General features: G+C 68.2%; 23 protein-coding genes. 1 reads left to right on the top strand and 22 read right to left on the bottom strand.

Annotated features, from left to right (window positions below; translation table 11 throughout):
• Nucleotides 1–83 precede the first annotated feature (83 nt).
• The 20 genes from irrA to VNS22_RS09185 form a co-directional block, all read right to left on the bottom strand.
• Nucleotides 84–521, bottom strand: a complete 438-nt coding sequence (irrA, locus tag VNS22_RS09280) for an iron response transcriptional regulator IrrA (protein WP_325731736.1) — start codon at nt 519–521, stop codon at nt 84–86.
• A 122-nt stretch (nt 522–643) separates the two neighbouring features.
• Nucleotides 644–2,062, bottom strand: coding sequence for an NAD(P)H-dependent flavin oxidoreductase (locus VNS22_RS09275; RefSeq protein WP_325731735.1), 1,419 nt, complete (start codon nt 2,060–2,062; stop codon nt 644–646).
• A 201-nt stretch (nt 2,063–2,263) separates the two neighbouring features.
• Nucleotides 2,264–4,516 (bottom strand): polyribonucleotide nucleotidyltransferase, encoded by a 2,253-nt coding sequence (gene pnp / locus VNS22_RS09270; protein ID WP_325731734.1) that lies wholly within the window; start codon nt 4,514–4,516, stop codon nt 2,264–2,266.
• A 203-nt stretch (nt 4,517–4,719) separates the two neighbouring features.
• Nucleotides 4,720–4,989, bottom strand: a complete 270-nt coding sequence (gene rpsO / locus VNS22_RS09265; RefSeq protein ID WP_159712434.1) for a 30S ribosomal protein S15 — start codon at nt 4,987–4,989, stop codon at nt 4,720–4,722.
• Nucleotides 4,986–5,930, bottom strand: coding sequence for a tRNA pseudouridine(55) synthase TruB (gene truB, locus VNS22_RS09260; RefSeq protein WP_325731733.1), 945 nt, complete (start codon nt 5,928–5,930; stop codon nt 4,986–4,988). Before truB ends, rpsO begins: the two co-directional genes overlap by 4 nt.
• Nucleotides 5,927–6,250 (bottom strand): 30S ribosome-binding factor RbfA, encoded by a 324-nt coding sequence (rbfA, locus tag VNS22_RS09255; protein WP_414653339.1) that lies wholly within the window; start codon nt 6,248–6,250, stop codon nt 5,927–5,929. The genes truB and rbfA overlap by 4 nt, the downstream gene beginning before the upstream one ends.
• Nucleotides 6,251–6,360: 110 nt before the next feature.
• Entirely contained in the window at nt 6,361–9,063 is a 2,703-nt protein-coding gene (infB, locus tag VNS22_RS09250) for a translation initiation factor IF-2 (protein WP_349261754.1), read from the bottom strand.
• Nucleotides 9,060–9,728: a DUF448 domain-containing protein gene (locus VNS22_RS09245; RefSeq protein WP_325731731.1), complete on the bottom strand. Its 669-nt coding sequence runs from the start codon at nt 9,726–9,728 to the stop codon at nt 9,060–9,062. The genes infB and VNS22_RS09245 overlap by 4 nt, the downstream gene beginning before the upstream one ends.
• On the bottom strand, nt 9,725–11,275 hold the full coding sequence (gene nusA, locus VNS22_RS09240; protein ID WP_349261756.1) for a transcription termination factor NusA: 1,551 nt from the start codon (nt 11,273–11,275) through the stop codon (nt 9,725–9,727). Before nusA ends, VNS22_RS09245 begins: the two co-directional genes overlap by 4 nt.
• Nucleotides 11,276–11,283: 8 nt before the next feature.
• Complete coding sequence (gene rimP, locus VNS22_RS09235; protein ID WP_325731729.1) at nt 11,284–11,859, bottom strand: ribosome maturation factor RimP; 576 nt, start codon at nt 11,857–11,859, stop codon at nt 11,284–11,286.
• Nucleotides 11,860–11,938: 79 nt separating this feature from the next.
• Nucleotides 11,939–12,349, bottom strand: a complete 411-nt coding sequence (locus VNS22_RS09230) for a hypothetical protein (protein ID WP_325731728.1) — start codon at nt 12,347–12,349, stop codon at nt 11,939–11,941.
• 45 nt (nt 12,350–12,394) lie between these two features.
• Nucleotides 12,395–13,105, bottom strand: coding sequence for a tRNA (guanosine(46)-N7)-methyltransferase TrmB (trmB, locus tag VNS22_RS09225; protein ID WP_325731727.1), 711 nt, complete (start codon nt 13,103–13,105; stop codon nt 12,395–12,397).
• A 2-nt stretch (nt 13,106–13,107) separates the two neighbouring features.
• A complete protein-coding gene (metK, locus tag VNS22_RS09220; RefSeq protein ID WP_325731726.1) occupies nt 13,108–14,283 on the bottom strand; it encodes a methionine adenosyltransferase in 1,176 nt (391 codons plus the stop codon).
• 151 nt (nt 14,284–14,434) lie between these two features.
• On the bottom strand, nt 14,435–14,959 hold the full coding sequence (locus VNS22_RS09215) for a helix-turn-helix transcriptional regulator (protein ID WP_325731725.1): 525 nt from the start codon (nt 14,957–14,959) through the stop codon (nt 14,435–14,437).
• A gap of 18 nt (nt 14,960–14,977) precedes the next feature.
• Nucleotides 14,978–16,540 (bottom strand): apolipoprotein N-acyltransferase, encoded by a 1,563-nt coding sequence (gene lnt, locus VNS22_RS09210; RefSeq protein WP_325731724.1) that lies wholly within the window; start codon nt 16,538–16,540, stop codon nt 14,978–14,980.
• Nucleotides 16,533–17,450 carry a hemolysin family protein gene (locus VNS22_RS09205; protein ID WP_325731723.1) on the bottom strand — a complete coding sequence of 306 codons (918 nt, stop codon included), beginning with the start codon at nt 17,448–17,450 and terminating at the stop codon, nt 16,533–16,535. Before VNS22_RS09205 ends, lnt begins: the two co-directional genes overlap by 8 nt.
• Nucleotides 17,447–17,956: an rRNA maturation RNase YbeY gene (ybeY, locus tag VNS22_RS09200; protein WP_325731722.1), complete on the bottom strand. Its 510-nt coding sequence runs from the start codon at nt 17,954–17,956 to the stop codon at nt 17,447–17,449. The genes VNS22_RS09205 and ybeY overlap by 4 nt, the downstream gene beginning before the upstream one ends.
• The gene (locus VNS22_RS09195; RefSeq protein WP_325731721.1) at nt 17,953–19,011 is read right to left on the bottom strand and encodes a PhoH family protein; all 1,059 of its coding nucleotides are present in this window, start codon (nt 19,009–19,011) and stop codon (nt 17,953–17,955) included. The genes ybeY and VNS22_RS09195 overlap by 4 nt, the downstream gene beginning before the upstream one ends.
• A complete protein-coding gene (gene miaB, locus VNS22_RS09190) occupies nt 19,008–20,381 on the bottom strand; it encodes a tRNA (N6-isopentenyl adenosine(37)-C2)-methylthiotransferase MiaB (RefSeq protein ID WP_325731720.1) in 1,374 nt (457 codons plus the stop codon). Before miaB ends, VNS22_RS09195 begins: the two co-directional genes overlap by 4 nt.
• Before the next feature lie 153 nt (nt 20,382–20,534).
• Nucleotides 20,535–20,963, bottom strand: a complete 429-nt coding sequence (locus VNS22_RS09185) for a MucR family transcriptional regulator (RefSeq protein WP_159712480.1) — start codon at nt 20,961–20,963, stop codon at nt 20,535–20,537.
• A gap of 114 nt (nt 20,964–21,077) precedes the next feature.
• On the opposite strand from VNS22_RS09185, the gene VNS22_RS09180 reads away from it, so the two are divergent.
• Nucleotides 21,078–21,317 (top strand): sulfurtransferase TusA family protein, encoded by a 240-nt coding sequence (locus VNS22_RS09180; protein WP_325731719.1) that lies wholly within the window; start codon nt 21,078–21,080, stop codon nt 21,315–21,317.
• On the opposite strand, the gene VNS22_RS09175 is transcribed toward VNS22_RS09180, so the two are convergent.
• Nucleotides 21,314–21,847, bottom strand: coding sequence for a GNAT family N-acetyltransferase (locus VNS22_RS09175; protein WP_325731718.1), 534 nt, complete (start codon nt 21,845–21,847; stop codon nt 21,314–21,316). The genes VNS22_RS09180 and VNS22_RS09175 overlap by 4 nt on opposite strands.
• On the bottom strand, nt 21,847–22,484 hold a 638-nt coding region (tsaB, locus tag VNS22_RS09170; protein ID WP_325731717.1), incomplete at its 5' end, for a tRNA (adenosine(37)-N6)-threonylcarbamoyltransferase complex dimerization subunit type 1 TsaB. The genes tsaB and VNS22_RS09175, both read right to left, overlap by 1 nt.

Here is a 22,484-nt window from a genome sequence, read left to right as displayed (position 1 = left end):
CTCCCTGCAACGCGAAAGGGCCCCGCAACCATCGTTGCGGGGCCCTTGCATGCGCAGGCCTTTCCGGAACGGTGCCGGTCGGCTCAGTTGCGGGTGCGGCTGTTGTGGCCGCGGACGTCACGCACGCGGATGATCACGTCGATCCGGTCGATCACCTTGCCGACGGGCGGCTCGGGCAGCTTCTTGAACTCGATCGCATCCTCGGCGACGTCGATGATCTCGCCGGTGTTCTTGTCGAAATAGTGCCAATGCGAGGTCGGATTGGTGTCGAAGTAGGACTGGCCGGAGCCGACCACCACCTCGGTGAGCAGTCCCGCCGCGGTGAACTGGTGCAGCGTGTTGTAGACGGTCGCCAGCGATACTGGGATGGCGTTGGAGCGGGCTTCCTGGAACAGGTCCTCGGCGCTCACATGGCGCGGACCGTTCTCCAGGAGCAGCTTGGCCAGGGCCAGACGCTGCCGGGTCGGCCGCAGGCCGCAAGCCTTGAGCTGCCGAAGGGCGGTTGCATAAGGACGCTGCATGAACAATCCACTACAGGCTGACGAACCGGAACAACGGGCTGCGCGAGTCCTATATCGGACCAAATAGGTCCAGATCAATCCACCTGCACAGCCGATCGGCACATCTTCGGTGCGCCTGCGACCTATTCGCCGGTCAGGATGCGCTGGACCAGCTGCTTCACCGTCGGAATGAACCCGCCCTTGTAGAACGGGTCCTGGCCGAACCGGTAGGCATTGTGCCCGCTGAACATGAGCTGGTTGTCGACCGGATCGCCCCGCCCGTGCGCGATGTCCTGCAAGGTCTTCTGGATGCAGAAGCTGCGCGGGTCGGGCTGGTGGCCGGTGGCGTAGTTGTCCCGGTCCTTCCAGGCACTGAACCGGCAATGGCTGAGGCAGCCCATGCAGTCGGCCTGGTCGCGCCGGATCTGCCGGGCGCGATCGGGCGCCACGAAGATCAGCGTGCCGTCCGGCGTGCGCATCGGCTGGCTGTAGCCTTCCACCATCCATGCCGTGGCACGGGCATGATCGGCGGGTGTGAGGTAGACGCCGTGGTTGGAGCGGCCATAGGGCAGGAACATGGTCTGGCCGTCCGCTTCCGACGGGTCGTCGGAATAGGCCACCTGCCGCTCGGAGCGCTCGTAGAGCTCGTCCAGGAAGCTGTTGCGCACCGCCGAGCTGTAGAAGCCGGTCGGGCTGAACTGATGCAGCGCCACGGCGCCCGGCGTCACGTCCAGCAGACGCTCCTTCCAGGCCTGCGGGATCGGGCTTTCCTGGGTGAGCAACGGCCGGGTGCCGAACTGGAAGGCGATCGGGCCCAGATCCTTGTTGCCGATCCAGTTCATCCATTCCTTGAGGTGCCAGACGCCGCCCGCCATCACGATCGGGATCTGGTCCAGCCCCATCTCGCGCATCATCTTGCGCAGCTCGAGCACGCGCGGGAAGGGGTTCTCCGGCTGGTCCGGGCTCTCGGCGTTGGACAGGCCGTTATGGCCGCCGGCCCGCCAGGGATCCTCGTAGACCACTGCACCCAGCCAGTCGCCGAACTTGTGGTAGGTCCGCTTCCACAAGGCGCGGAACGCCCGGGCCGAGCTGATGATCGGATAGTAGTGCACCTCGTGCCGGGAGCAGATCTCGGCGAGGCGATAGGGCATGCCGGCACCGCAGGTGACGCCGTGGATCAGGCCCTTGGCTCCTTCCAGCACGCCGGTGAGCACGCGCTCGCAGCCACCCATCTCCCAGAGCACGTTCAGGTGGATGCGGCCTTCGCCGCCGCGCAGCTCGTGCGCGATCCGGGCCTGGCTGATCGCACCCTTGGTCGAATACTCGACCAGTTCCTCGTGGCGGGCCTTGCGGTCACGCCCCTTGTAGACGAGCGGGACGTACTCGCCGTTGTCGTCGATCAGGTCGGCATTCACGCCGGAGATCGTACCCACGCCACCTGCGGCGGCCCAGGCACCGGCGCTGGTCCCGTTGGAGGCGGCGACACCCTTGCCACCTTCCACCAACGGCCACACCGAAGCTCCGGAAATGAACATCGGATCGACGATCGAAGCTGCGGTCATCTAGCGCCTACCTGGGATCTCGCTCGGGCTGCTGCCGTCATCCTGGAACGAACGGCCTGCCGGTTGTTGGCAACACCGATCCGGACGCGCCGAGGCGCGCCCTGGGTACATCGGGCCGTCACGATAGTATGGCGACGAATGGGCCCGGCAACAAGGCGGTGTCGGCAATACCGCCAAAGCCGCCGGGCCATTGCGCCGGCTTCAGTCGTCGCGGGACCGGCGCGGACGGTCGTCGCCGCCACGGCGGCGATAGCCGCCGTCACGGTCGCCCCGATCGCCGCGGTCACCGCGATCCCCGCGGTCACTCCGCTCTCCGCGGCCCTCGCCCTCGTCCTCGCGGCGCGGGCGGCGCTCGACCTCGATCCGCTCGCCAGTCTCCTGGTCGACGGCGCGCATCGACAGCTTGACCTTGCCGCGGTCGTCGATCGCCAGGATCACCACCTTGACCTGGTCGCCCTCCTTGAGGACGTCGGTGACCTTGTTGATCCGCTCGTTCTTGATCTCCGAGATGTGCAGCAGGCCGTCCTGGCTGCCCATGAAGTTCACGAACGCGCCGAAATCGACGATGCGCACGACCTTGCCGGTGTAGACATGGCCGACCTCAGGCGAGGAGGTGAGGCCGCGCACCCAGTCGACCGCCTGCTGGGCCTTGAGCGCGTCAGAGGAGGCGATCTTGACCGTGCCGTCGTCGTTGATGTCGATCTTGGCGCCGGTGACCTCGCAGATCTCGCGGATCATCTTGCCGCCCGGCCCGATCACCGCGCCGATCTTGTCGGTCGGGATCTGGATCTGCACGACCCTCGGCACCGTGTCGCGCATCTCCTCGCGCACCCGGCCCAGGCCCTTGGCCATCTCGCCTAGGATGTGCATGCGCCCATCCTTGGCCTGGCCCAGGGCGATCTCCATGATCTCCTTGGTGATGCCGGTGATCTTGATGTCCATCTGCAGCGCAGTGACACCCTGATCGGTACCGGCCACCTTGAAGTCCATGTCGCCGAGATGGTCCTCGTCGCCCAGGATGTCGGACAGGACGGCGAACCGGTCGCCCTCCTTGATCAGGCCCATGGCGATGCCGGCCACCGGACGGGTCAGCGGCACACCCGCATCCATCATCGCCAGCGAGGCGCCGCACACTGAGGCCATCGACGAGGAGCCGTTGCTCTCGGTGATCTCCGACACGACCCGGATCGTGTAGGGGAACTGGTCCTTGGCCGGCAGCACCGGATGGGTCGCCCGCCAGGCGAGCTTGCCATGGCCGATCTCGCGGCGGCCCGGCGAGCCCATGCGGCCGGTCTCGCCCACGGAGTAGGGCGGGAAGTTGTAGTGCAGCATGTAGTGGTTGCGCGAATCGCCGGTCAGGTCGTCCACGACCTGCTCGTCCTGGCCGGTGCCGAGCGTCGCCACCACCAGCGCCTGGGTCTCGCCGCGGGTGAACAGGGCGGAGCCATGCACGCGCGGGAGCACGCCGACCTCGGCCACGATCGGCCGGACCGTCACCAGGTCGCGACCGTCGATGCGGCGCTTGGTGTCGAGGATGCTGCCGCGGACGATCTTTGCTTCCAGCTCCTTGAACAGGCTCTTGAGCAGCGCCTTCTGGTCGATATCGGCATCCGGCCACTGCGCGGCGACCTTCGCCCGGGCGCCGGCGACCTTCTCGTGGCGGGCCTGCTTGCCCTTCTCGGCATAGGCGGCGCGCAGGTCGCTGCCGACCAGCTTCTCCAGCTCGGCGAGCAGTGCCGCGTTGTCGGCCTCCTCGAGGTCCCAGGGGTCCTTGGCGCACTGCTCGGCGAACGAGATGATCAGGTCGATGACCGGCTGCATCGCCTCGTGGCCATGCATCACCGCACCCAGCATGACCTCCTCGGAGAGCTCCTTGGCTTCCGATTCGACCATCATCACCGCGTCGGAAGTGCCGGCCACGACCAGGTCGAGATCGGACGTCTTCAGCTGCTCGACCGTCGGGTTCAGGATGTACGAGCCGTCCTTGTAGCCGACCTTGGCGGCCGCGATCGGCCCCAGGAACGGCACGCCCGAGATGGTCAGGGCCGCGGACGCGCCGATCATCGCGATGACGTCGGCATCGGTCTCGCCGTCATGCGCCACCACGGTGGCGACGACCTGGACCTCGTTCTTGAACTCGTCGGGGAAGAGCGGGCGGATCGGGCGGTCGATCAGCCGGGAGATCAGCGTCTCCTTCTCCGACGGCCGGCCCTCGCGCTTGAAGAAGCCACCGGGGATCTTGCCCGCGGCGAATGCCTTCTCCTGGTAGTTCACGGTCAGCGGGAAGAAGTCCTGGCCGGGCTTCTTCTCCTTGGCGGCGACCACGGTGCAGAGCACCACGGTCTCGCCGTGCGTTGCCAGGACGGCACCATCGGCCTGACGGGCGATCTTGCCGCTCTCCAAAGAGAGCGGCTTGCCCCCCCAGGTCATCGATTTGCGGGTCAGATTGAACATATCCCCAGTTCCCTTCGTCGCCCCGGTCCGTCACGTTCGGCGGGGTCTACTCCCATGACGGCCATCCCGGCCCTGCCAACATGCTGGCCATGGGAGAGCCGGACCATCCGCACCTCGCGGATGGTCCGCCTCCGGCGACCGGGGCCGAGCTGGTCAGCCGTGGTCGCCGGACGCAGCGGGCGCCCTTCAGCGGGCGCCCGAGATCACTTGCGCAGGCCCAGACGCTCGATCAGCGCCTTGTAGCGGTTGGCGTCCTTGCGCTTGAGATAGTCCAGCAGGCTGCGCCGCTGGCCGACCATCATCAGGAGACCACGACGGGAGTGGAAGTCCTTCTGGTGGGTCTTCAGATGCTCGGTCAGGTTGGTGACCCGCTCGGACAGGATCGACACCTGGACCTCGGGCGAACCGGTGTCGCCCGGGTGGGTGGCGTACTCCTTGATGAGCTCGGCCTTGCGCTCGGCGGTGATCGTCATCGTCTACGTTCCATCGGCATCGAGGTCATGAATACGCGGACCGGCTGCAATTCGCCTTCCTCGAATCGGGTAAGCGCGACCAGCCGGCCGCCCCACATCGCCCGCACCATCGGCTCGGCCCCGAGCTCTCCCTCGATCATGTGCGGGAGAGCCACGATGGCCTGGCCGGCGGCCAGACGGTGGGCTTGCGGTTCCGTGACGGCGAGCGCCGGGATGCCGGCCAGCGCGGTCGCCACGGGAACAAGCACCTGCGGCAGGCTTTCCTCGGCGATCAGCGCCTCGAGGTCGTCCAGCCGCACGGATGATTCGATATTGAAGGGGCCAACTGCGGTGCGGCGCAGCTGAGTGACGTGGGCGACGGTGCCGAGCGCCTCGCCCAGGTCGCGCGCCACTGCCCGGACATAGGCGCCCTTGCCGGAGCTCATCGCCATGACGGCGTGGTCCGCATCCGGCATGTCCACCAGCTCCAGGCTGTCGATCCGGATCGGGCGCGGTTCCAGGATCACCTCCTCGCCACGCCTGGCGAGGTCGTAGGCGCGCTCGCCATCGATCTTGACCGCGGCATAGATCGGCGGCCGCTGCATGATCTCGCCCTGGAAGTCCGGCAGCACCGCCTCGATCTGCTCCCGGGTCGGCCGCACGTCGGAGCGGGCGATCACCACGCCGTCGCTGTCGTCCGTGTCGGTCGCCTCGCCGAACCTGATCGTGAACTCGTAGGCCTTGCGGGCGTCCATCACGTACATGACAGTCTTGGTCGCATCGCCCAGCGCGATCGGCAGGACGCCGGTCGCCAGCGGGTCGAGCGTGCCGCCATGGCCGACCTTCTGCGCGTTGGTCGCCCGCTTGATGACGTTGACCACATGGGTCGAGGTCATGCCGCCGGGCTTGTCCACGCACAGCCAGCCATGGATCGGGATGCCCTTGGCGCGTCTGCGGCTCATTCGGGATCTTCCTCGCCGTCGCGCGGGGACAATGACGCCAGCTCGCGGGCCAGCAGGGTCTCGACTTTGGATGCCTCGCCGAACGTCTCGTCCGGGACGATGCGCAGGCGCGGACCGTATTTCAGGTCCATCTCGCGGCCAAGCCGGGCGGTCAGGTGGGGGCAGGCGCGGATCAGTGCCTTCATCACCTCCGGACGGATCCGGTCGCGGCCGAGTTCGGCGACGAACACGGTGGCCTGCTTCAGGTCCGGGCTCATCCGCACCTCGGACACGGTCACGTGCACGTCCTGAAGTTCGGGGTCGTGCAGCTCATGGCGCATGAAGACATCGGCGAGGCGGTGCCTTACCGCCTCGCCGACCCGCATCTGCCGTTGTGACGGCGCACCGGAGCGGGCACTGCCGCCCGCTCCGTGGCCACGGGAACGTCCGCTCACAGGCTTCGCGCGACCTCCTGGACCTCGTAGGCCTCGACGACATCGCCCAAGCGGATGTCGTTGTAGCCTTCCAGCGAGAGACCACACTCGAAGCCTTCGCGCACCTCGCGGACATCGTCCTTGAAGCGCTTGAGCGAACCGAGGGCACCCTCGTGGATGACCACGTCGTCGCGCAGCAGCCGCACCCGCGAGGTCCGCTTGATGAGACCGTCCGTGACGCGGCAGCCGGCGATCTTGCCGATCCGCTGCACCACGAAGATCTCGCGGATCTCGGCATGGCCGAGGGTGACCTCCTTGGCCTCCGGCGCCAGCAGGCCGGAGAGGAGCGCCTTCATCTCGTCGAGCAGCTCGTAGATGATCGAGTAGTAGCGGATCTCGATCCCGTCGCGCTTGGCCAGCTCGCGTGCCGGCGCGTTGGCCCGGACGTTGAAGCCCAGGATGACGCCGCCAGATGCCGCTGCCAGGGTGACGTCGCTCTCGGTGATCGCACCGACGCCGCCATGCAGGATCCGCACCGAGACTTCCTCGGTGCCGAGCTTCTGCAGGCCGGCCGAGACCGCCTCGAGCGAGCCGTGCACGTCCGTCTTGATCACGACCGGCAGCTCCTTGAGCTCGCCTTCCTTGATCTTCGAGAACATGTCCTCCAGCGAGCCGCGGGCGCCCGCGGTCGCCACGAGCTGGGCCTCGCGCTTCTTGCGCTGCCGGTACTCGGCGATCTCGCGCGCCCGGTCCGGGCTGTCGGTGGCCGAAAGCAGGTCGCCAGCGCTCGGCACGCCGTCCAGGCCCAGGATCTCGACCGGCACCGACGGGCCGGCCTCGGCCACGTTCTGGCCGCGGTCGTCGACGAGCGCGCGGATGCGGCCCGAGGTCGTGCCGCACACCACCGTGTCACCGACATGAAGCGTGCCCTTCTGGACCAGGGCGGTGGCCACCACGCCACGGCCGCGGTCGAGCCGCGCCTCAATGATGGTGCCCTGTGCCTCGCGGTCCGGATTGGCCTTGAGATCGAGCAGCTCGGCCTGGAGCTGGACCGATTCGATCAGCTTCTCCAGGCCCAGCTTCTTGAGCGCCGACACCTCGACCGCCTGCACGTCGCCGCCGAAATCCTCGGTGACCACGTCGTAGCTGAGCAGCTCGCTCTTGACCCGGTTCGGGTCGGCCTCGGGCCGGTCGATCTTGTTGATCGCCACCACGATCGGCACCTTGGCCGCCTGGGCGTGGCGGATCGCCTCGATCGTCTGGGGCATCACCCCGTCATCGGCCGCGACCACCAGGATGACGATGTCCGTCACCGAGGCGCCGCGGGCGCGCATCTGGGTGAACGCCGCGTGGCCGGGCGTGTCGATGAAGGTCACCGGCATGCCCGAGCCGATGTCGACCCGGTAGGCGCCGATATGCTGGGTGATGCCGCCGGCCTCGTGCGCCGCCACGTCCGCGTTGCGGAGCGCGTCGAGCAGCGAGGTCTTGCCGTGGTCGACATGGCCCATGACCGTGACGACCGGCGAGCGCGGCTGCAGGTCGACGTCCTCGTCGGTCGTCAGGCCCTCGATGCCTTCCTCGATCATCGATTCGGACACGCGCCTGGCCCGATGGCCGAACTCGGAGACCACCAGCTCCGCGGTGTCCGCGTCGATCGTCTGCGCCGGCGTGGCGAGGATCTTGTTCTTCATCAGAACCTTCACCACCTCGCCCGACCGGACCGCCATACGGGCGGCCAGGTCCTGCACGGTGATGACGTCCGGGATCGCGACGTCGCGGACGATCAGCTCGGTCGGTTGCTGGACCTGCTGGCGGCCCTTCTGCTGGCGGCGACGCATGGCGGCTACCGAGGGAGCGCGACGCTCCTCGATGTCGCCCTCGGCACCGAGCACGATCCGACCCTTGACCTTGCCGCCATCGTCCTTGCGGGCGGCCGGGGCCATGAGCTTGGGCGCCTTGGCGGCGGCCTTGCCCTTGACCGGGCGCTTCTCCTCGAGCGACTCGAAGCCGAAGCGCGCGGTCGGCTGCGGCGCACGCGGCGCCTCGGGCGCGGCAGCGGCCGGCTTGGCGACCGGACGCTCCTCGGTCCGGGCCGGGGCAGGGGCCTCGGTCGGCCGAGCCGGCTGCGGCGCTGCCGCGGCGGCCTTGCGCTCCTGCTCCTCGAGCAGGCGGCGGGCCTGCTCCTCGGCCTTGCGACGGATCTCTTCCTCGGCCTTGCGCCGGGTTTCCTCCTCGGCGCGACGCTTGGCCTCGGCCTCGGCCTCGGCGCGGCGACGCTCCTCGTCGATCGCCCGCTGCCGCGCCTCTTCCTCGAGGCGCTTGCGGTCCTCCTCGGCGCGGCGCTGGTTGACGATCACCGCCTGGAGGCGTGCCTGCTGCTCGGCCTCGGTCAGGGCGCGCAGGCGCACCGGCCCGCGATTGCCGCCGCCGGAGCCGCGCGACTCACCGCCCGAGCGCCCGGCACCCGTCGGCGCGCGGCTGGCCTGATCGGCCCCTCCGCCGGACGTCGGGCGGGGTGCCGCCGGAGCCTGGCCGGTCCCGCGCGACTTGCGCACCTCGACCTGGACCGGCTTGCTCAGCACGCCATGCGAGCGCGCCTGCTTCACCGTGCCGACGTCGACCGTCTTGCGGGGGAGATCCATGCGACCGGCGCTGCCGCCGGTGCCAGACGGGCGGAGGCCGATCCGGGCTTTGTTGTCCTGACCCTTCGGATCGTTCATGAGGCGAGCCGTTCCTGTCGTTCGGTCGATGTCGTCATCGTGGTGGGGTGATCAGTGCCAGCCTGCCGGAACCCAGCCAGGCGGCGCGTGATCGCCAAAAGCGGCGTGGCGTGGCTCTCGTGGGTGACCACGAGATGGACGGCCTCGTCGCGGCCGAGTGCCCGGCCAAGTTCTGAGCGGTCGAACAGCCGGACCACCGGCAGGTCGACCGCAATCCGGCCCAGCTTTTGCAGCCCGTCCTCCGCTGCGTCCATAGCCTGGATCAGGAGCCTGCCCCGCTTGGCACGCAGGCAACGCTCGACCTCGTCGAAGCCGTTCACCAGTGCGCCGGCGCGGCGGGCCAGCCCGATCCGGTCCAGGCCGCGGCGCACCAGGGCAACCTCGACCTGCCGGGGAAGATCGTCCGGAACCCGGACCTCCGGGCCGGCCGCCCGGCTGAGTGCCCGGCGCTTCAGCGCCAGCTCCAGGCTGGCGCGGTCGGCCTCCAGCCAGAAGCCGCGGCCGGGCAGGCGAGCGTCGACGTCGAAGACCAGCCGGCCCTCGGGATCACGGACAAAGCGGAGCATGCCGGCGCGGTCCTGGCGCTCGCGCGACAGGACGGAGCGGCGCGGGTTGCGCGCCGTGCCGGCAGCCTCCTCGATGATCGCGATCGTCGTCTCGCTCAAGCGTGCTCCGTTTCCGTTTCGGTCGTTTCGGTCTCGGTGGCCGGCGGTTCGATCCAGCCGAGCGCCACCCGAGCCGCCATGATGATCTCGCCCGCCGTCTCGCCGGTCAGACCGGCGTCGGGCAGGAGCTCGACCAGCTCGTCGCCGGAGAGGTCGGCCAGATCCTCCAGCGTCTTGATGCCCTTGCGGCCGATCTCGACCGTATGGGCCAGCTCCAGCTGCTCGAACTGGAGCAGGTCGTCGGCAATGCCAAGCTCGCCCGCCTCGGCGGCCAGCGCCTCCTGCTGCTCCTGCAGCCAGGAATGAGCACGCTCGATCAGGGCCTGGGCGATCTCCTCGTCGAAGCCCTCGATCGCCGCCAGTTCCTCCGGCGGGCAATAGGCGACGTCGGCGACCGTGTCGAACTCCTCGGTGGCGAGCAGCTCGGCGATCACGGTCTCGACGTTCAGGGCCTCGGTGAACAGCTCGATGCGGCGGCGGAAGACCGCCGAACGCTTCTCGCTGTCCTCCGTCTCGGAGATGATGTCGATCTCCCACCCCGTCAACTGGCTGGCGAGCCGGACGTTCTGACCGCGCCGGCCGATCGCGATGTGCTGCATGTGGTCGGGCACGACCACCTCGATCCGGTTGTTGTCCGGATCGAGCACCACGCGCGACACCTCGGCCGGTGCCAGGGCATTGACCACGAAGTTGGCCGGGTCGGGTGACCAGGGGATGATGTCGATCTTCTCGCCGGCAAGTTCCTGCACGACCGCCTGGACACGGCTGCCGCGCATGCCGACGCAGGCGCCGACCGGGTCGATGCCGCCTTCCCGCGAGTACACGGCGATCTTCGCCCGGCTGCCCGGATCGCGGGCGCAGCCCTTGATCTCGATGATGCCGTCATAGATCTCCGGCACTTCCTGCTCGAACAGCTTCGCCATGAACATGGGATGCGTGCGCGAGAGGAAGATCTGCGGGCCGCGGGTCTGGTGACTCACGTCGTAGAGATAGGCGCGGATCCGGTCCTTGTTGCGGAACAGTTCGCGCGGGATCAGGTCGTCGCGCCGGCAGATGGCTTCCGCCTTGCCGAGGTCGACCAGCACGTTGCCGTGCTCGATCCGCTTGATCTCGCCGACCACGATCTCGCCGATCCGGTCCTTGAACTCGTTGTACTGCCGCTCGCGCTCGGCCTCGCGCACGCGCTGGACGATCACCTGCTTGGCCGACTGCGCGGCGATGCGGCCATAATCGATCGGCGGCAGCGGGTCCTCGATCACGTCGCCCTCGTGGGCGGCCGGGTTGAGGCGCTTGGCGTCGGCCAGCGAGATCTGCAGGGTCGGCTCGGTAACCTCCTCGACCACCTGCATCACGCGGAAGATGCCGATGTCGCCGGTCTTGCGGTCGATCTCGGCGCGAATCTCCAGTTCCTGACCATACTTGCGGCGCGCGGCGGTACCGATCGCCTGCTCCATGGCCTCGATGACCTCGGTAGGCGAGATGCCCTTTTCCTGCGCCACGGCCTCGGCGATCCGCAGGAGTTCGGCCCGGCCGAACACGGGACCCATCGCTTCCATCAGACGCCTCCCTCGGGGCTCTCGTCTTGCGCGGCGAGCCGGGCCTCGTGAGCCTGCTGCGCCACCTTGATCAACGCGTCGGTCAGCACCAGGCGGGCCTTGCGGATGCTCGGGTAGGGCACCCGGAATTCCTGCCCGTCCTGCTCGATCACAATGTCCTCGCCGTCGACCGCCTTGATGGTGGCCTTGAAGCGCTTGCGCCCCTCGATGTCGGGCTCGACCTCCAGCCTGGCCAGGTGGCCGGCGAACCGGGCATAGTCGCCCAGCTTGACGAGCGGCCGGTCGATGCCGGGCGAGGTGACCTCCAGCGTGTACGCCCCGGGGATGGGATCATGCACGTCCAGGATCGCCGAGATCGCGCGGCTGATGTCGGCACAGTCCTCGACATCCATCACCCGGTTCGGGTCGGCAGGCTCGGCCATGACCTGCAGCGTCCTGCGCGTCTGGCCGAGAAGCCGGACCTGGACGAGCTCGAAGCCCATTCCACGCAGGCTTGGTTCGATCAGATCGACAAGGGTGCTGATGGTGTAGCTCCTGGAAAAACGGCATGCCAAAGGGAGCGGGCGTCTACCCACTCACCTCGCATCGGCGTGGCAGTGAACGTGGCGGTAGATACTCGCTCAGGCGGAGAAGTTCAAGGGGGAGCGCTGGCAGTCAGTTCATTTCCGCCGTCAGCCCCGACTTCGCCATGGCGCGGGCCATGATTCTTTCCCCGACATCGACTGCATAAAGATTCACGGCGGCTTCGGCCCAGGGCTGGTCGAAATCGTCGACCGTCATCCCGCACTCGAGGCCGATGCGCATAAAGGAGGAAAGCATGTTCGAGAACGTGGTCCTGAGGCCATGCTGATCCTCCTGGAGTGCTGCGACCATCATGTCCCGGAAAATGCGCTCGTCGGCAGTCGTGGTACGGCTCTTCATGCAAGCGGCGAGGACCAGCGGTTCCATCGGTCCCGCCTGCACCGGCAAGCCGACCGCCAAGGTGATGAACGCAAGGACGCCAGCACCGCCAGCCCACTTCGTCACACGCATGTCTGGTTGTTCCGTCGAGATGATCCGCGGCATGACGGCCTTCGTCACGCATGCGGCAGTATATCTCGCGCGGCTCGACTATTGTCGGGTGACAAACCGCAGGAATACTGACTTACGCCCTTCCCGTTCAGCCTTGGCCTGATAGCGGGTCGGTACGTGGTCGGCTGGTGCCACCCGCCAGTCGTCCGCCCGCTCTGCCATCCAGGCCAGCCGTGGCTCGGCAAGGGCGGTATCCAGCATCCACCGCGCGTAGTCGGTGATGTCGGTCGCCAGGCGCAGCTCGCCGCCCGGCACCAGCGCCCGCGCCATCTCTGGCACGGTCTGACGGTTGACGATCCGGCGCTTGTGGTGACGCAGCTTGGGCCAGGGGTCCGGAAACAGCACATCGATGCGCTGCAGACAGCGGTCCGGCAGCACAAGCAGGAGCAGCCGTGCGTCGTCGGTGAGGATCCGCACGTTGTCGAGCCCGGCCGCCTCGATCTCGGCGACCAGCTTGCCCACGCCGTCCAGGAACGGCTCGACGCCCAGGAATCCCAGCTCGGGACGGGCTTTCGCCTGGGCGGCCAGATGCTCGCCGCCGCCGAAGCCGATCTCCAGGCGGAAGCCCTGCATCGGCCGGGAAAACAGCGAGGCCGGGTCGAGCCGGCCCTGCTCGGGCAGCGTGATCCGCAGTGCGGGGAGCCGCTCGTCCAGGAGCTGGCGGCGGGCCGGCTTGAGGCCCGGGCCCTGCCGCCGGCCCCAGATCTGGCGACGGACCGGGCCGGGCCCGGTCGCGTCGGGATCGGTCATGCTCAGTTGAACGCCCGCTTCAGCTCGTCGACCAGGTCGCGGGCTTCCCAGGAGAAGCCGCCATCGGCCTCGGCCGCATGACCGAAATGGCCATAGGCGGCGGTGCGGGCATAGATCGGCCGGTTCAGGCGCAGATGCTCGCGGATGCCGCGCGGGCTCAGGTTCATGACCTCGTTCAGCACGCTGGCGAGGCGGCTCTCGTCGACCTGGCCGGTACCGAACGTGTCGACATAGATCGAGAGCGGCTTGGACACGCCGATCGCGTAGGAGAGCTGGATCACGCATTTGCGCGCCAGGCCCGCCGCCACCACGTTCTTGGCGAGGTAGCGCGCGGCGTAGGCCGCCGAGCGGTCGACCTTGGTGGGGTCCTTGCCCGAAAAGGCGCCACCGCCATGGGGAGCGGCACCGCCATAGGTGTCCACGATGATCTTGCGGCCGGTGAGGCCGGCGTCGCCGTCCGGCCCGCCGATCACGAAATTGCCGGTCGGGTTGACGTAGAACTCGCTTTCCGGCGGGAACCAGCCCTCGGGCAGCACCGAGCGGACATAAGGCCGCACCAGCTCGCGCACCTCGGCGGTGCTCAGCCCCGCGTCATGCTGGGTGGAGACCACGACGGAGGTGGCCGCCACCGGCTGGCCGTCGACATAGCGCAGGGTGACCTGGCTCTTCGCGTCCGGCTGAAAACCCTTCGTCTTGCCGGAGTGGCGGTCGGCGGCCATGCGGCGCAGGATCTCGTGGGCATAGTAGATCGGAGCCGGCATCAACTCCGGGGTCTCGTCGACGGCGAAGCCGAACATGATGCCCTGGTCGCCCGCGCCCTCGTCCTTGCTGTCGCCCGCGTCCACGCCCTGGGCGATGTCGGCCGACTGCTCGTGGAGCAGCACGTCGATCTGGCAGTTCCGCCAATGGAAACCGTCCTGCTCATAGCCGATCGCCCGGATCGCCTTGCGCGCGGTCTCCTTGATCACCTCGTTGTCGATCCGGCTGTCGGCACCGGGACGGACCTCGCCGGCGATCACCACGCGGTTGGTGGTGGCGAGCGTCTCACACGCGACGCGCGCATACGGATACTCGGCCAGATAGAGATCGACGACCTCGTCCGAGATCCGGTCGCAAACCTTGTCCGGATGTCCCTCGGACACCGATTCGCTGGTGAAAAGGAAGTCGTTCGAGGCCATTGGTCGCCCACTCTCCGAAACCACAGGGGTCACCCAGACGCAGGCCGTGCCGCAGGCACAGACCCATCGGATTCCGACGCTTGCCAGCTATTGGTCAGGTCGAACGCGCCATGGTGACCGTGGATGCTTCTGAACGGCACGAACGTGCCGGTCAAGAAGACCGGTGCGGCCGGGACAGCGACCAATCCGCCGCGTTACCCGGGGAATACGCCCTTTCCGCCGGCGGGCGAGCGGCGGACAGGCCGGCCAGCGCCTTGGTCAGCTCGGTCAGGCGACGGCGGATCGTCGGATCCTCGATGCGATGGAAGGCGCGCACCAGTTCCAGCGTCTCCCGGTTCTCCACCGCCGTGCCGGAGACCTTGAGGGGCGGGGCGGGGACCGTACGTGGCGCGCCGGAGAAATCGAACCGGCCGCTCCGGTCCTCGGCCAAGCCGCGTTGCGGGGCCTCCTCCATCTCGTCGAAGAACCAGGCCACCGGCGTGTCGAGAATTCGGCTAATCGCGAACAGGCGAGAGCTGCCCATGCGGTTCGCACCGCGCTCGTACTTCTGTATCTGCTGAAACGTGACGCCCAGCAGTTCACCCAGCCGTTCTTGGCTCATCCCCACGAGCGTGCGGCGAAGCTTCAGACGCTTGCCGACATGGACATCAACCGGGTCCGGATGCTCGATCGTCATTGGGACGAGCCTGATCGCTCAAACAGTGTCCTGTTGTGACCGAAACTCAACGAACAGGCAAGCCACGGCGAATAGAACGATCGCTATCCAACCCCAAAGTGAACCTAGTTGCCCGCCTGCCGGCCGCTCCGGTAGGGAAGCGGGCAGCTTCCCGTCGATGACGCCACGCTCGCCCAGGCCGAGCTCAGCCAGGATCCGGCCATAGGCATCGGTCACCACCGACACGCCGGTATTGGCGGCACGCACCAGCGGCAGGCCTTCCTCCACGCTGCGCATCCGCGCCAGGGCCAGATGCTGCCAGGGCCCGGCACTCCTGCCGAACCAGGCGTCGTTGGTCACGTTGAGGAGCCATTGCGCCCGTCCGCTGCCGTCGGTGGCGGCGGACGGATAGGCCACCTCGTAGCAGATCAGCGGGCTGAACGGCGGAATGCCCGGCAGCTCCTGGGTGGTCCGGCCGGGACCCGGCCGGAAGTCGCCGCGCGCCGCCACCGCCTTCAGCCCGAGCGCCCCCAGCAGCCCGCGCAGCGGCAGGTATTCTCCGAACGGCACCAGGTCGACCTTGTCATAGCGCGCGGTGACTGCGGCGTCCGGATCGATCACGTAGATGCTGTTGTTGGCAAAGGGCCGCCCGTCGGCGTCCTCGGCATGATGGTTGGAGCCGGTGACGACGAACCCGCCGGCCTTCTGCGCGATCCGCGCCAGGTAGGTGCGCGCGACCTCGTCCCGCTCCAGCGAGAACGGCACGGCACTTTCCGGCCAGATGATCAGCCGCGGCTGGACCGGGGCCGGCTCCTCGGCCAGCTCGATATGGGTCAGGAAGTTCTCGCGCAGCCGCTGCGGGTCCCATTTGCGGTCCTGCGGGATGGCGGCCTGGACGACCCGCAGCTCCAGCTCCGTGGGGGGCGGCAGCGGTTGGGACAGGCGCCAGACACCATGGGCCAGCACGATTCCGGTGAGCAGCAGCGGCACGGCCAGCCCCATCAGCCGTGCCCGCCGCCCTGGTCCGGTCACGGCCAGAACGGCGACCCCGGCAACAGCGACCGTCACGACCGACAAAGCGGGCGAGCCGGTGAGCGCCACGATCTGCAGGCTCGCCTCGCTGAAGGACCAGACGATGGCGGCCGGGTTCCAGGGAAAGCCGAACAGGGCGCCGCGCAGCCATTCCCCGAAGCCCCACCATGCCGCCAGGCCGAGCGCCACCGCGAGCGGCCGTCGGATGCGCAGGACACGCAGGATCATCGCGTAGGCTGCGACGAACAGGGCGCAGGTCAGGCAGAGCAGGAAGGTGGCCGGCAGGGCCAGGACCGCCACCCCGGCAGCCTCGGCGGAAAAGGCGATGGCGACCCAGTAGAGGCCGACCAGGTGGAACCCCAGGCCGAACGCCAGCCCCGCGAGGCCGGCCCGGAACACGCCCGCTGCCCGGGCGATCGCCAGCACCAGCACGCCGAACCCGAGCAGGCCCGGCAGGACGTGCCAGGGCGGCAGGGCCAGGGCGGCTGCGGCCCCGGCCAGGAGACAGGCGAGCAGGGGATGGCGGAGAAGGATGGCCTCGATCCGGTTCCCGGGAGCCGGGTCAGTCACCCATCACCTCGAATTCGCCTGTACTTGCAGCACGTTGATCGTGAATCTTCACACGTTCGATCCGGCGGCTCGATGCATCCAGGATCTCGAACAGGAAACCCGCCGGGTGCGGGATCTTCTCGCCGGTCGCCGGGATCCGGTCGACCAGGGACGAGACCAGGCCACTCAGCGTGTCGACCTCCTCGCGCATCTCCTCGTCCACCAGCTCAACGTCCAGGAACCGCTCGAGGTCGTCCAGATAGACGCGGCCGTCCGCATCCACCGTGCCGTCCGGCTGGCGGACGATCTGCGCGTCGGTGGCCGGGTCGTGCTCGTCGGGGATCTCGCCGATGATCTCGCCGACCAGGTCCTCCATGGTGACCAGGCCATCGGTGCCGCCGAACTCGTCCACCACCACCGCCATGTGGACCCGCGTGTCCCGCATCTCGCGCAGGAGATCCAGCACCTTCATGGATGGCGGCACCACCAGCACCCGGCGCGTGACCGCGGCCAGGTCGAAGGTGTCGGGCTTCAGCATGTAGGGCAGCAGGTCCTTGACGTGGACCATGCCGATCACGTCGTCCAGCGCGGTGCCATAGACCGGCAGCCTGGTATGCATGCCGATCTGCATGGTCTCCAGCACCTTGGCCAGCGACGCGTCCTTGGCGACCGCCTTGATGTCCGGGCGCTGCACCATCACGTCGGCGACCTGCAGCTCGCCGAAGGCCAGGGCGTTCAGGACCAGCTCGCGGACGGCCGGCAGCAGCTTCTGGTCGCCTTCCTCGTCGAGGTCGCCCTCGATCAGATGCTCGATACGGGTACGCAGGCTGCCATCGGTGGCATCGGCCGCACCCGCGAAGCTGCGCAGCCGGCGCACCAGATCGCTGAACAGCGACGGGTTCTGCTCGGCCCGCCGTTGCAGTTGCCTCACCGGACCGCCTCCAGATAGGGATCGCCGATGCCGAACCGGGCCAGGATCTGCGCTTCCAGGCGCTCCATCGCCAGGGCGTCGGTCTCGCCGGTCTCGTGGTCCATGCCCAGAAGGTGCAGGACACCGTGGACGACCATGTGGCGCAGATGCTGGTCGAGCGGCAGGCCGGCCTCTGCCGCGTCGCGCTGCACGGTCTCCAGGGCGATCACGATGTCGCCGAGCTCCGGCCGGCAGCCGGGCGGCAAGGGCAGGTCCGGGTCATAGGCCGGGAAGGACAGGACATCGGTGGCCTTGTCCTTGCCGCGCCACTCGTGGTTCAGGCGGCGGATGCGCGGGTCGTCGGTCAGCACCACCGAGAGCTGCGCGTCCTGCAACGGTGCCGGAGCCGCCTCCGCCAAAGCGAGTTGGGCAGTGCTCCGCACCAGCCCGATCGGATCGGTGACGGCCGTTTGCCAGGCTTCTGCCTCGACCGCCACCTCGATCGGGTGACTACTGTCGTCGTTCATTGTTCCTTAGCCGGATTACTCGGCCCGCGGCCGAGCGTCCTCGCAACGCCGTCCTCGAACGTCGCGGACGGCGGTTCATGAGGCTCATAGGCCTGCACGATCTTCTGTACCAGGGGATGGCGCACGATGTCCGACGCATCGAAGCGCACCACGGCGATGCCCTCGATGCCGCTCAGCCGGTCGACCGCATCCTGCAGACCCGAGGTCACGCCGGGCGGCAGGTCGGACTGGCGGGGATCGCCGGTCACCACCATGCGCGAGTTCTCGCCCAGCCGGGTGAGGAACATCTTCATCTGCATGGGCGTGGCGTTCTGCGCCTCGTCCAGGATCACCGCCGCGTTGCGCAGGGTGCGGCCACGCATGAAGGCGAGCGGGGCGATCTCGATCTGCCCCGTCTCGATCGCCCGCTCCAGGCGGCCCTCGGGCAGGAGATCGTGCAGGGCATCGTAGATCGGCCGCAGATAGGGATCGACCTTCTCGCGCATGTCGCCGGGCAGAAAGCCCAGCCGCTCGCCGGCCTCGACCGCCGGGCGCGACAGGATCAGCCGCTCCACCGTCCTGGCCTTCATCGCCGCCACCGCGGCGGCCACCGCCAGATAGGTCTTGCCGGTGCCGGCCGGTCCCAGGCCCAGGACCAGGTCGTTCTTCTGCAGGGCCTCCAGATAGCGCGCCTGGTTGGGCGTGCGCGGCACCACGAGCTTGCGCTCGGTGCGCACCGCCGCCTGCTGGCCGCGATAGCCGTCGGCCGGCAGGGGCTCGCCCGCCGTCACCATGCGCACGGTGGCATCCACCTCGTTGCGGCCGAGCTGCTCGCCGCCGCGGGCACGGACATAGAGTTCCTGCAGCACGGTCGCTGCGGCGTTCACGGCATCCGGGTCGTCGCCATGGACGATCACCTCGTTGCCCCGCGCCACCAGATTCACCGGAATCTGCTGCTCGATCCGGGCCAGATGGCTGTGGTGCTGGCCGAACACGATGGCGCAGAGCCGGTTGTCCGGCAGGACGACCCGGCGATCCGCGTGGTCGAGTTCCGCCATCGGCAAGAGCGGCTTCAAGCGGCGCGTCCTCGCTGGACATTGGGTGAGGACAGGGTCGGCAGGAGGCGCGCCGCCAGGCTGCGCGGATTGGCGCCGGTGATCTCGACGCGGCACAAATCGCCGACGCGGAGCTCGTCGCCTACCAGATGGACGATCTGCAACCAGGGAGAACGACCGACCTTGTGGCCCGCATCCCGTCCGTCGCGCTCAATCAGCACTTCCATCACCGTCCCAATGGCCCGCTGATCGAACGAACGCCGCTGCGCCTCCAACAGTTCCTGCAGGGCCGCCAGCCGCTCGGCCTTGGTCGCCTCGCGCACCTGCTTCTTCATCAGGCTGGCGGGCGTGCCCGGGCGCGGGCTGTACTTGAAGGAGAAGGCCTGGGCGTAGTGGACCTGCTCGACCAGTCGCAGGGTCGCCTGGAAGTCCTCGTCGGTCTCGCCGGGAAAGCCCACGATGAAGTCGGAGGACAGGGCCAGGTCGGGCCGGGCCGCGCGCAGCCGGTCGACCAGCCGGAGATAGTCGTCCGCGCCGTGCTTGCGGTTCATCGCCTGGAGCAGCGCATCCGAGCCGGACTGCACCGGGAGGTGCAGGAAGGGCATGAGCTGTGGCACGTCGCGATGCGCCGTGATCAGCTCGTCGTCCATGTCGCGTGGGTGCGAGGTCGTGTAGCGGATCCGCGCCAGGCCATCGAGCTCGGCCAGGGCACGGATCAGCCGTCCGAGGCTCCAGCTCCTGCCGTCCGGGCCATCGCCACGATAGGCATTGACGTTCTGGCCGAGCAGCGTGATCTCGCACACGCCCTGGGCCAGGAGCTGGCGCGCCTCGGCCAGGATCGCGGCAGCCGGGCGCGACGCCTCGGCGCCCCTGGTATAAGGCACCACGCAGAAGGTGCAGAACTTGTCGCAACCTTCCTGCACGGTGAGGAAGGCTGACGGCCCCATGGGCGTGAGCGCCGCCGGCAGCTCGTCGAACTTGCTTTCCGGAGGAAAGTCGGTGTCGATCACACCCCGCGCGGTCAGGCCGCGCCTTGCCAGCATCTCGGGCAGGCGGTGATAGGCCTGCGGGCCCACCACCACGTCGATGAAGGGCGCGCGCTCGAGCATGGCCTCGCCCTCGGCCTGGGCGACGCAGCCCGCGACCGCGATGGTCAGGTCGTCGCCCGAGGCGCGACGCTGGTCGCGCAGCAGGCGGACCCGGCCGAGTTCGGAATAGACCTTCTCGGCGGCCTTCTCGCGGATGTGGCAGGTATTGAGGACGACGAGATCCGCGTCCTCGATCCGATCCGTGGCGGCGTACCCGTGTGGTGCCAGAGCTCCGGCCATGCGCTCGGAGTCATAGACGTTCATCTGACAGCCATAGGTCTTGATGAAGAGCTTCTTCGTCACCCGCCAACCAGAAATGGTTTTACCGCGCCGAGTTATTCCCAGCGCGGCTCGACCCGTCAAGTTACGCTTCGCTGTGCAGCCGCGCCGCCCGTGCAGGCGGCGCCGATACGGGAGGTAAAGGCCGGACGGCCACCTCCCGCCAGACGGTTGCGGTCAGGCCGAACGGCGACCGCGTGCTCGCGGCTTGGTGCCGAGCCCGATCTTCTTCGCCAGCGAAGAGCGCTGCTCCGCATAGGCGGGCGCGACCATCGGATAGTCGTCCGGCAACCCCCAGCGCTTGCGATAGTCTTCCGGAGACATATTATAACGGGTCTTCAGATGCCGCTTGAGCATCTTCAGCTTCTTCCCATCCTCCAGGCAGATGATGTACTCAGGCGTCACCGACTTCTTCACCGGCACGGCCGGAGTCAGCTTCTCCTGGGGCTCTTCCTTGATCTCGACGCCCTGGGACGACAGAGACGAATATACGAGCCTGATGAGGTCGGGCAGGTCGGTGGACGACACAGTGTTGTTGGACACATGTGCCGCGACGATCTCCGTCGTCAACGACAGGAGTTCGTTCTGGGTCAACTGATCCGCCATCTCAGCGTAAGGGCTCCCGGCCTGCTTGGTATTAGACGAGCCACTACTATATTTCTTCAACGCGCGCCCGCAAGGGGGCTTAGAGAAAAATCGTGTCAGAAAAGGCTAGTTGAAGTGCCGTCAACTGAAGCAACCCTGGACATCACCGCCGACACCTGCCCGATCACGTTCGTTCGTGCAAAGCTGGCACTCGAAAAGATGCGTCCCGGCGACATGCTGCGCATTCGGCTGCGCGAGGGTGAGCCGCTGAGTAATGTACCGGTTTCCCTGATGGACCATGGACACGAGGTCATCGCTCGCGAAGCTGTGGACAAGGGGATTTTCGAGCTTGTCGTACGCCGAGGGAAGGACTAGCCCAGGCGCACCCGGGACCTGAGGTTTCCTAAAGAAGCCTTCATCGTATAGGCGCTGGTCTTGCGGCCGTCCGGGCGGTGGTAGTAGTCGGTGCGCGTGCCGACCCGCTCGAAGCGATATCTTTCATACAGGCTCTGCGCCGTGACATTGTCGACGGCGACCTCCAGGAACATGGCCTCGGCGCCGGCTTCATGGGCGCGGAACATAGCGGTTTCCAGTAACATTCCGGCGACCCCGCGCTTGCGCCAAGGTTGCAGGACCCCGATCGACAATAGTTCGCTCTCGTCGCGCACCACGCGGCAGATGGCGAACCCAACCCCGCGCAGCCCGTCGATCGCAGAAAAGCCGCGGTCGAAGCAGCGCGCGATCAGGCCGAAGCTGCCCGGCAGGGACAGGAGGTGGGCGATATCCGATCTCGACCAGCCATCGTCGAAGCAGCCGCGATGCAGGCGGGCCAGCCGCCCGAGATCGAACGGCCCGATATTCTTGACGGCGATCTGGCCGGGCCGGGGCAGGGCGATCAGCGCCATCAGGCCACCCCGGCCAGTTCCAGCAGCGACCGCCCGGCACCTTCCCGGGCATCGGCACCGCGCAGATAGAGCGGCACCAGCATTTCGCCAGCCATCCCCGGCTCGCCGGCCTGCAGTCGCCTGACTGCGGCCAGGGCCACCTCCTCGGCGCCGGTCACGAGCTGCACGGCTTCGGGCACCTCGCCGCCGATGAGCTGGAAGCCGGCTGCGGTACCGGGCGGGGTGGAACTGGTCGAGATCGGGCCGAAGCGGCCGGCCGCATCGACGTCCTGCACATGCCAGTTGCCGCGGCCGCCGGGCACCACGATGCGCAAAGGCTCGGTGATGCCAGCGGTGCGGGCGGCAATCGCCAGCGCCTCGAAGGTCGAGACCGCCATGACCGGCACGCCGGCGGCGAGCGCCGGCGCCCGGGCGAGGGCCACGCCCACGCGGATCGCGGTGAAGCCGCCGGGCCCGACTCCGCAGGCGATCAGGTCGAACTCGCCGGCGCGCCAGCCTGCTTGCTCCAGACAGGCCTGGACCTGGCCCGGCAGCAGATCGGCCTCGGCGGCAGCGGCCCGCATCGCCCGGCCGGTCACGGTCGTGCCAGCAGCGTCAACCAGGCAAGCGGCCGCCGCGACCGACCCGCTCCCGCCAA

Source organism: Geminicoccus sp. (genome assembly GCF_035556675.1).
GTDB lineage: Bacteria > Pseudomonadota > Alphaproteobacteria > Geminicoccales > Geminicoccaceae > Geminicoccus.
The sequence above is the reverse complement of the archived record's forward strand: the minus strand, read 5'-3'. Positions and strand labels throughout refer to the sequence as shown.

Excerpts from the sequence above, each read along its gene's own strand:
- VNS22_RS09230 (WP_325731728.1), bottom strand. The coding sequence starts at position 12,349 with ATGCCGCGGATCATCTCGACGGAACAACCAGACATGCGTGTGACGAAG.
- VNS22_RS09275 (WP_325731735.1), bottom strand. The coding sequence starts at position 2,062 with ATGACCGCAGCTTCGATCGTCGATCCGATGTTCATTTCCGGAGCTTCG.
- trmB (WP_325731727.1), bottom strand. The coding sequence starts at position 13,105 with ATGACCGATCCCGACGCGACCGGGCCCGGCCCGGTCCGTCGCCAGATC.
- nusA (WP_349261756.1), bottom strand. The coding sequence starts at position 11,275 with ATGGGTCCCGTGTTCGGCCGGGCCGAACTCCTGCGGATCGCCGAGGCC.
- irrA (WP_325731736.1), bottom strand. The coding sequence starts at position 521 with ATGCAGCGTCCTTATGCAACCGCCCTTCGGCAGCTCAAGGCTTGCGGC.
- VNS22_RS09215 (WP_325731725.1), bottom strand. The coding sequence starts at position 14,959 with ATGACGATCGAGCATCCGGACCCGGTTGATGTCCATGTCGGCAAGCGT.
- VNS22_RS09185 (WP_159712480.1), bottom strand. The coding sequence starts at position 20,963 with ATGGCGGATCAGTTGACCCAGAACGAACTCCTGTCGTTGACGACGGAG.
- infB (WP_349261754.1), bottom strand. The coding sequence starts at position 9,063 with ATGAACGATCCGAAGGGTCAGGACAACAAAGCCCGGATCGGCCTCCGC.
- truB (WP_325731733.1), bottom strand. The coding sequence starts at position 5,930 with ATGAGCCGCAGACGCGCCAAGGGCATCCCGATCCATGGCTGGCTGTGC.
- metK (WP_325731726.1), bottom strand. The coding sequence starts at position 14,283 with ATGGCCTCGAACGACTTCCTTTTCACCAGCGAATCGGTGTCCGAGGGA.
- rbfA (WP_414653339.1), bottom strand. The coding sequence starts at position 6,250 with ATGCGCCATGAGCTGCACGACCCCGAACTTCAGGACGTGCACGTGACC.
- VNS22_RS09175 (WP_325731718.1), bottom strand. The coding sequence starts at position 21,847 with ATGGCGCTGATCGCCCTGCCCCGGCCCGGCCAGATCGCCGTCAAGAAT.
- ybeY (WP_325731722.1), bottom strand. The coding sequence starts at position 17,956 with ATGAACGACGACAGTAGTCACCCGATCGAGGTGGCGGTCGAGGCAGAA.
- rpsO (WP_159712434.1), bottom strand. The coding sequence starts at position 4,989 with ATGACGATCACCGCCGAGCGCAAGGCCGAGCTCATCAAGGAGTACGCC.
- pnp (WP_325731734.1), bottom strand. The coding sequence starts at position 4,516 with ATGTTCAATCTGACCCGCAAATCGATGACCTGGGGGGGCAAGCCGCTC.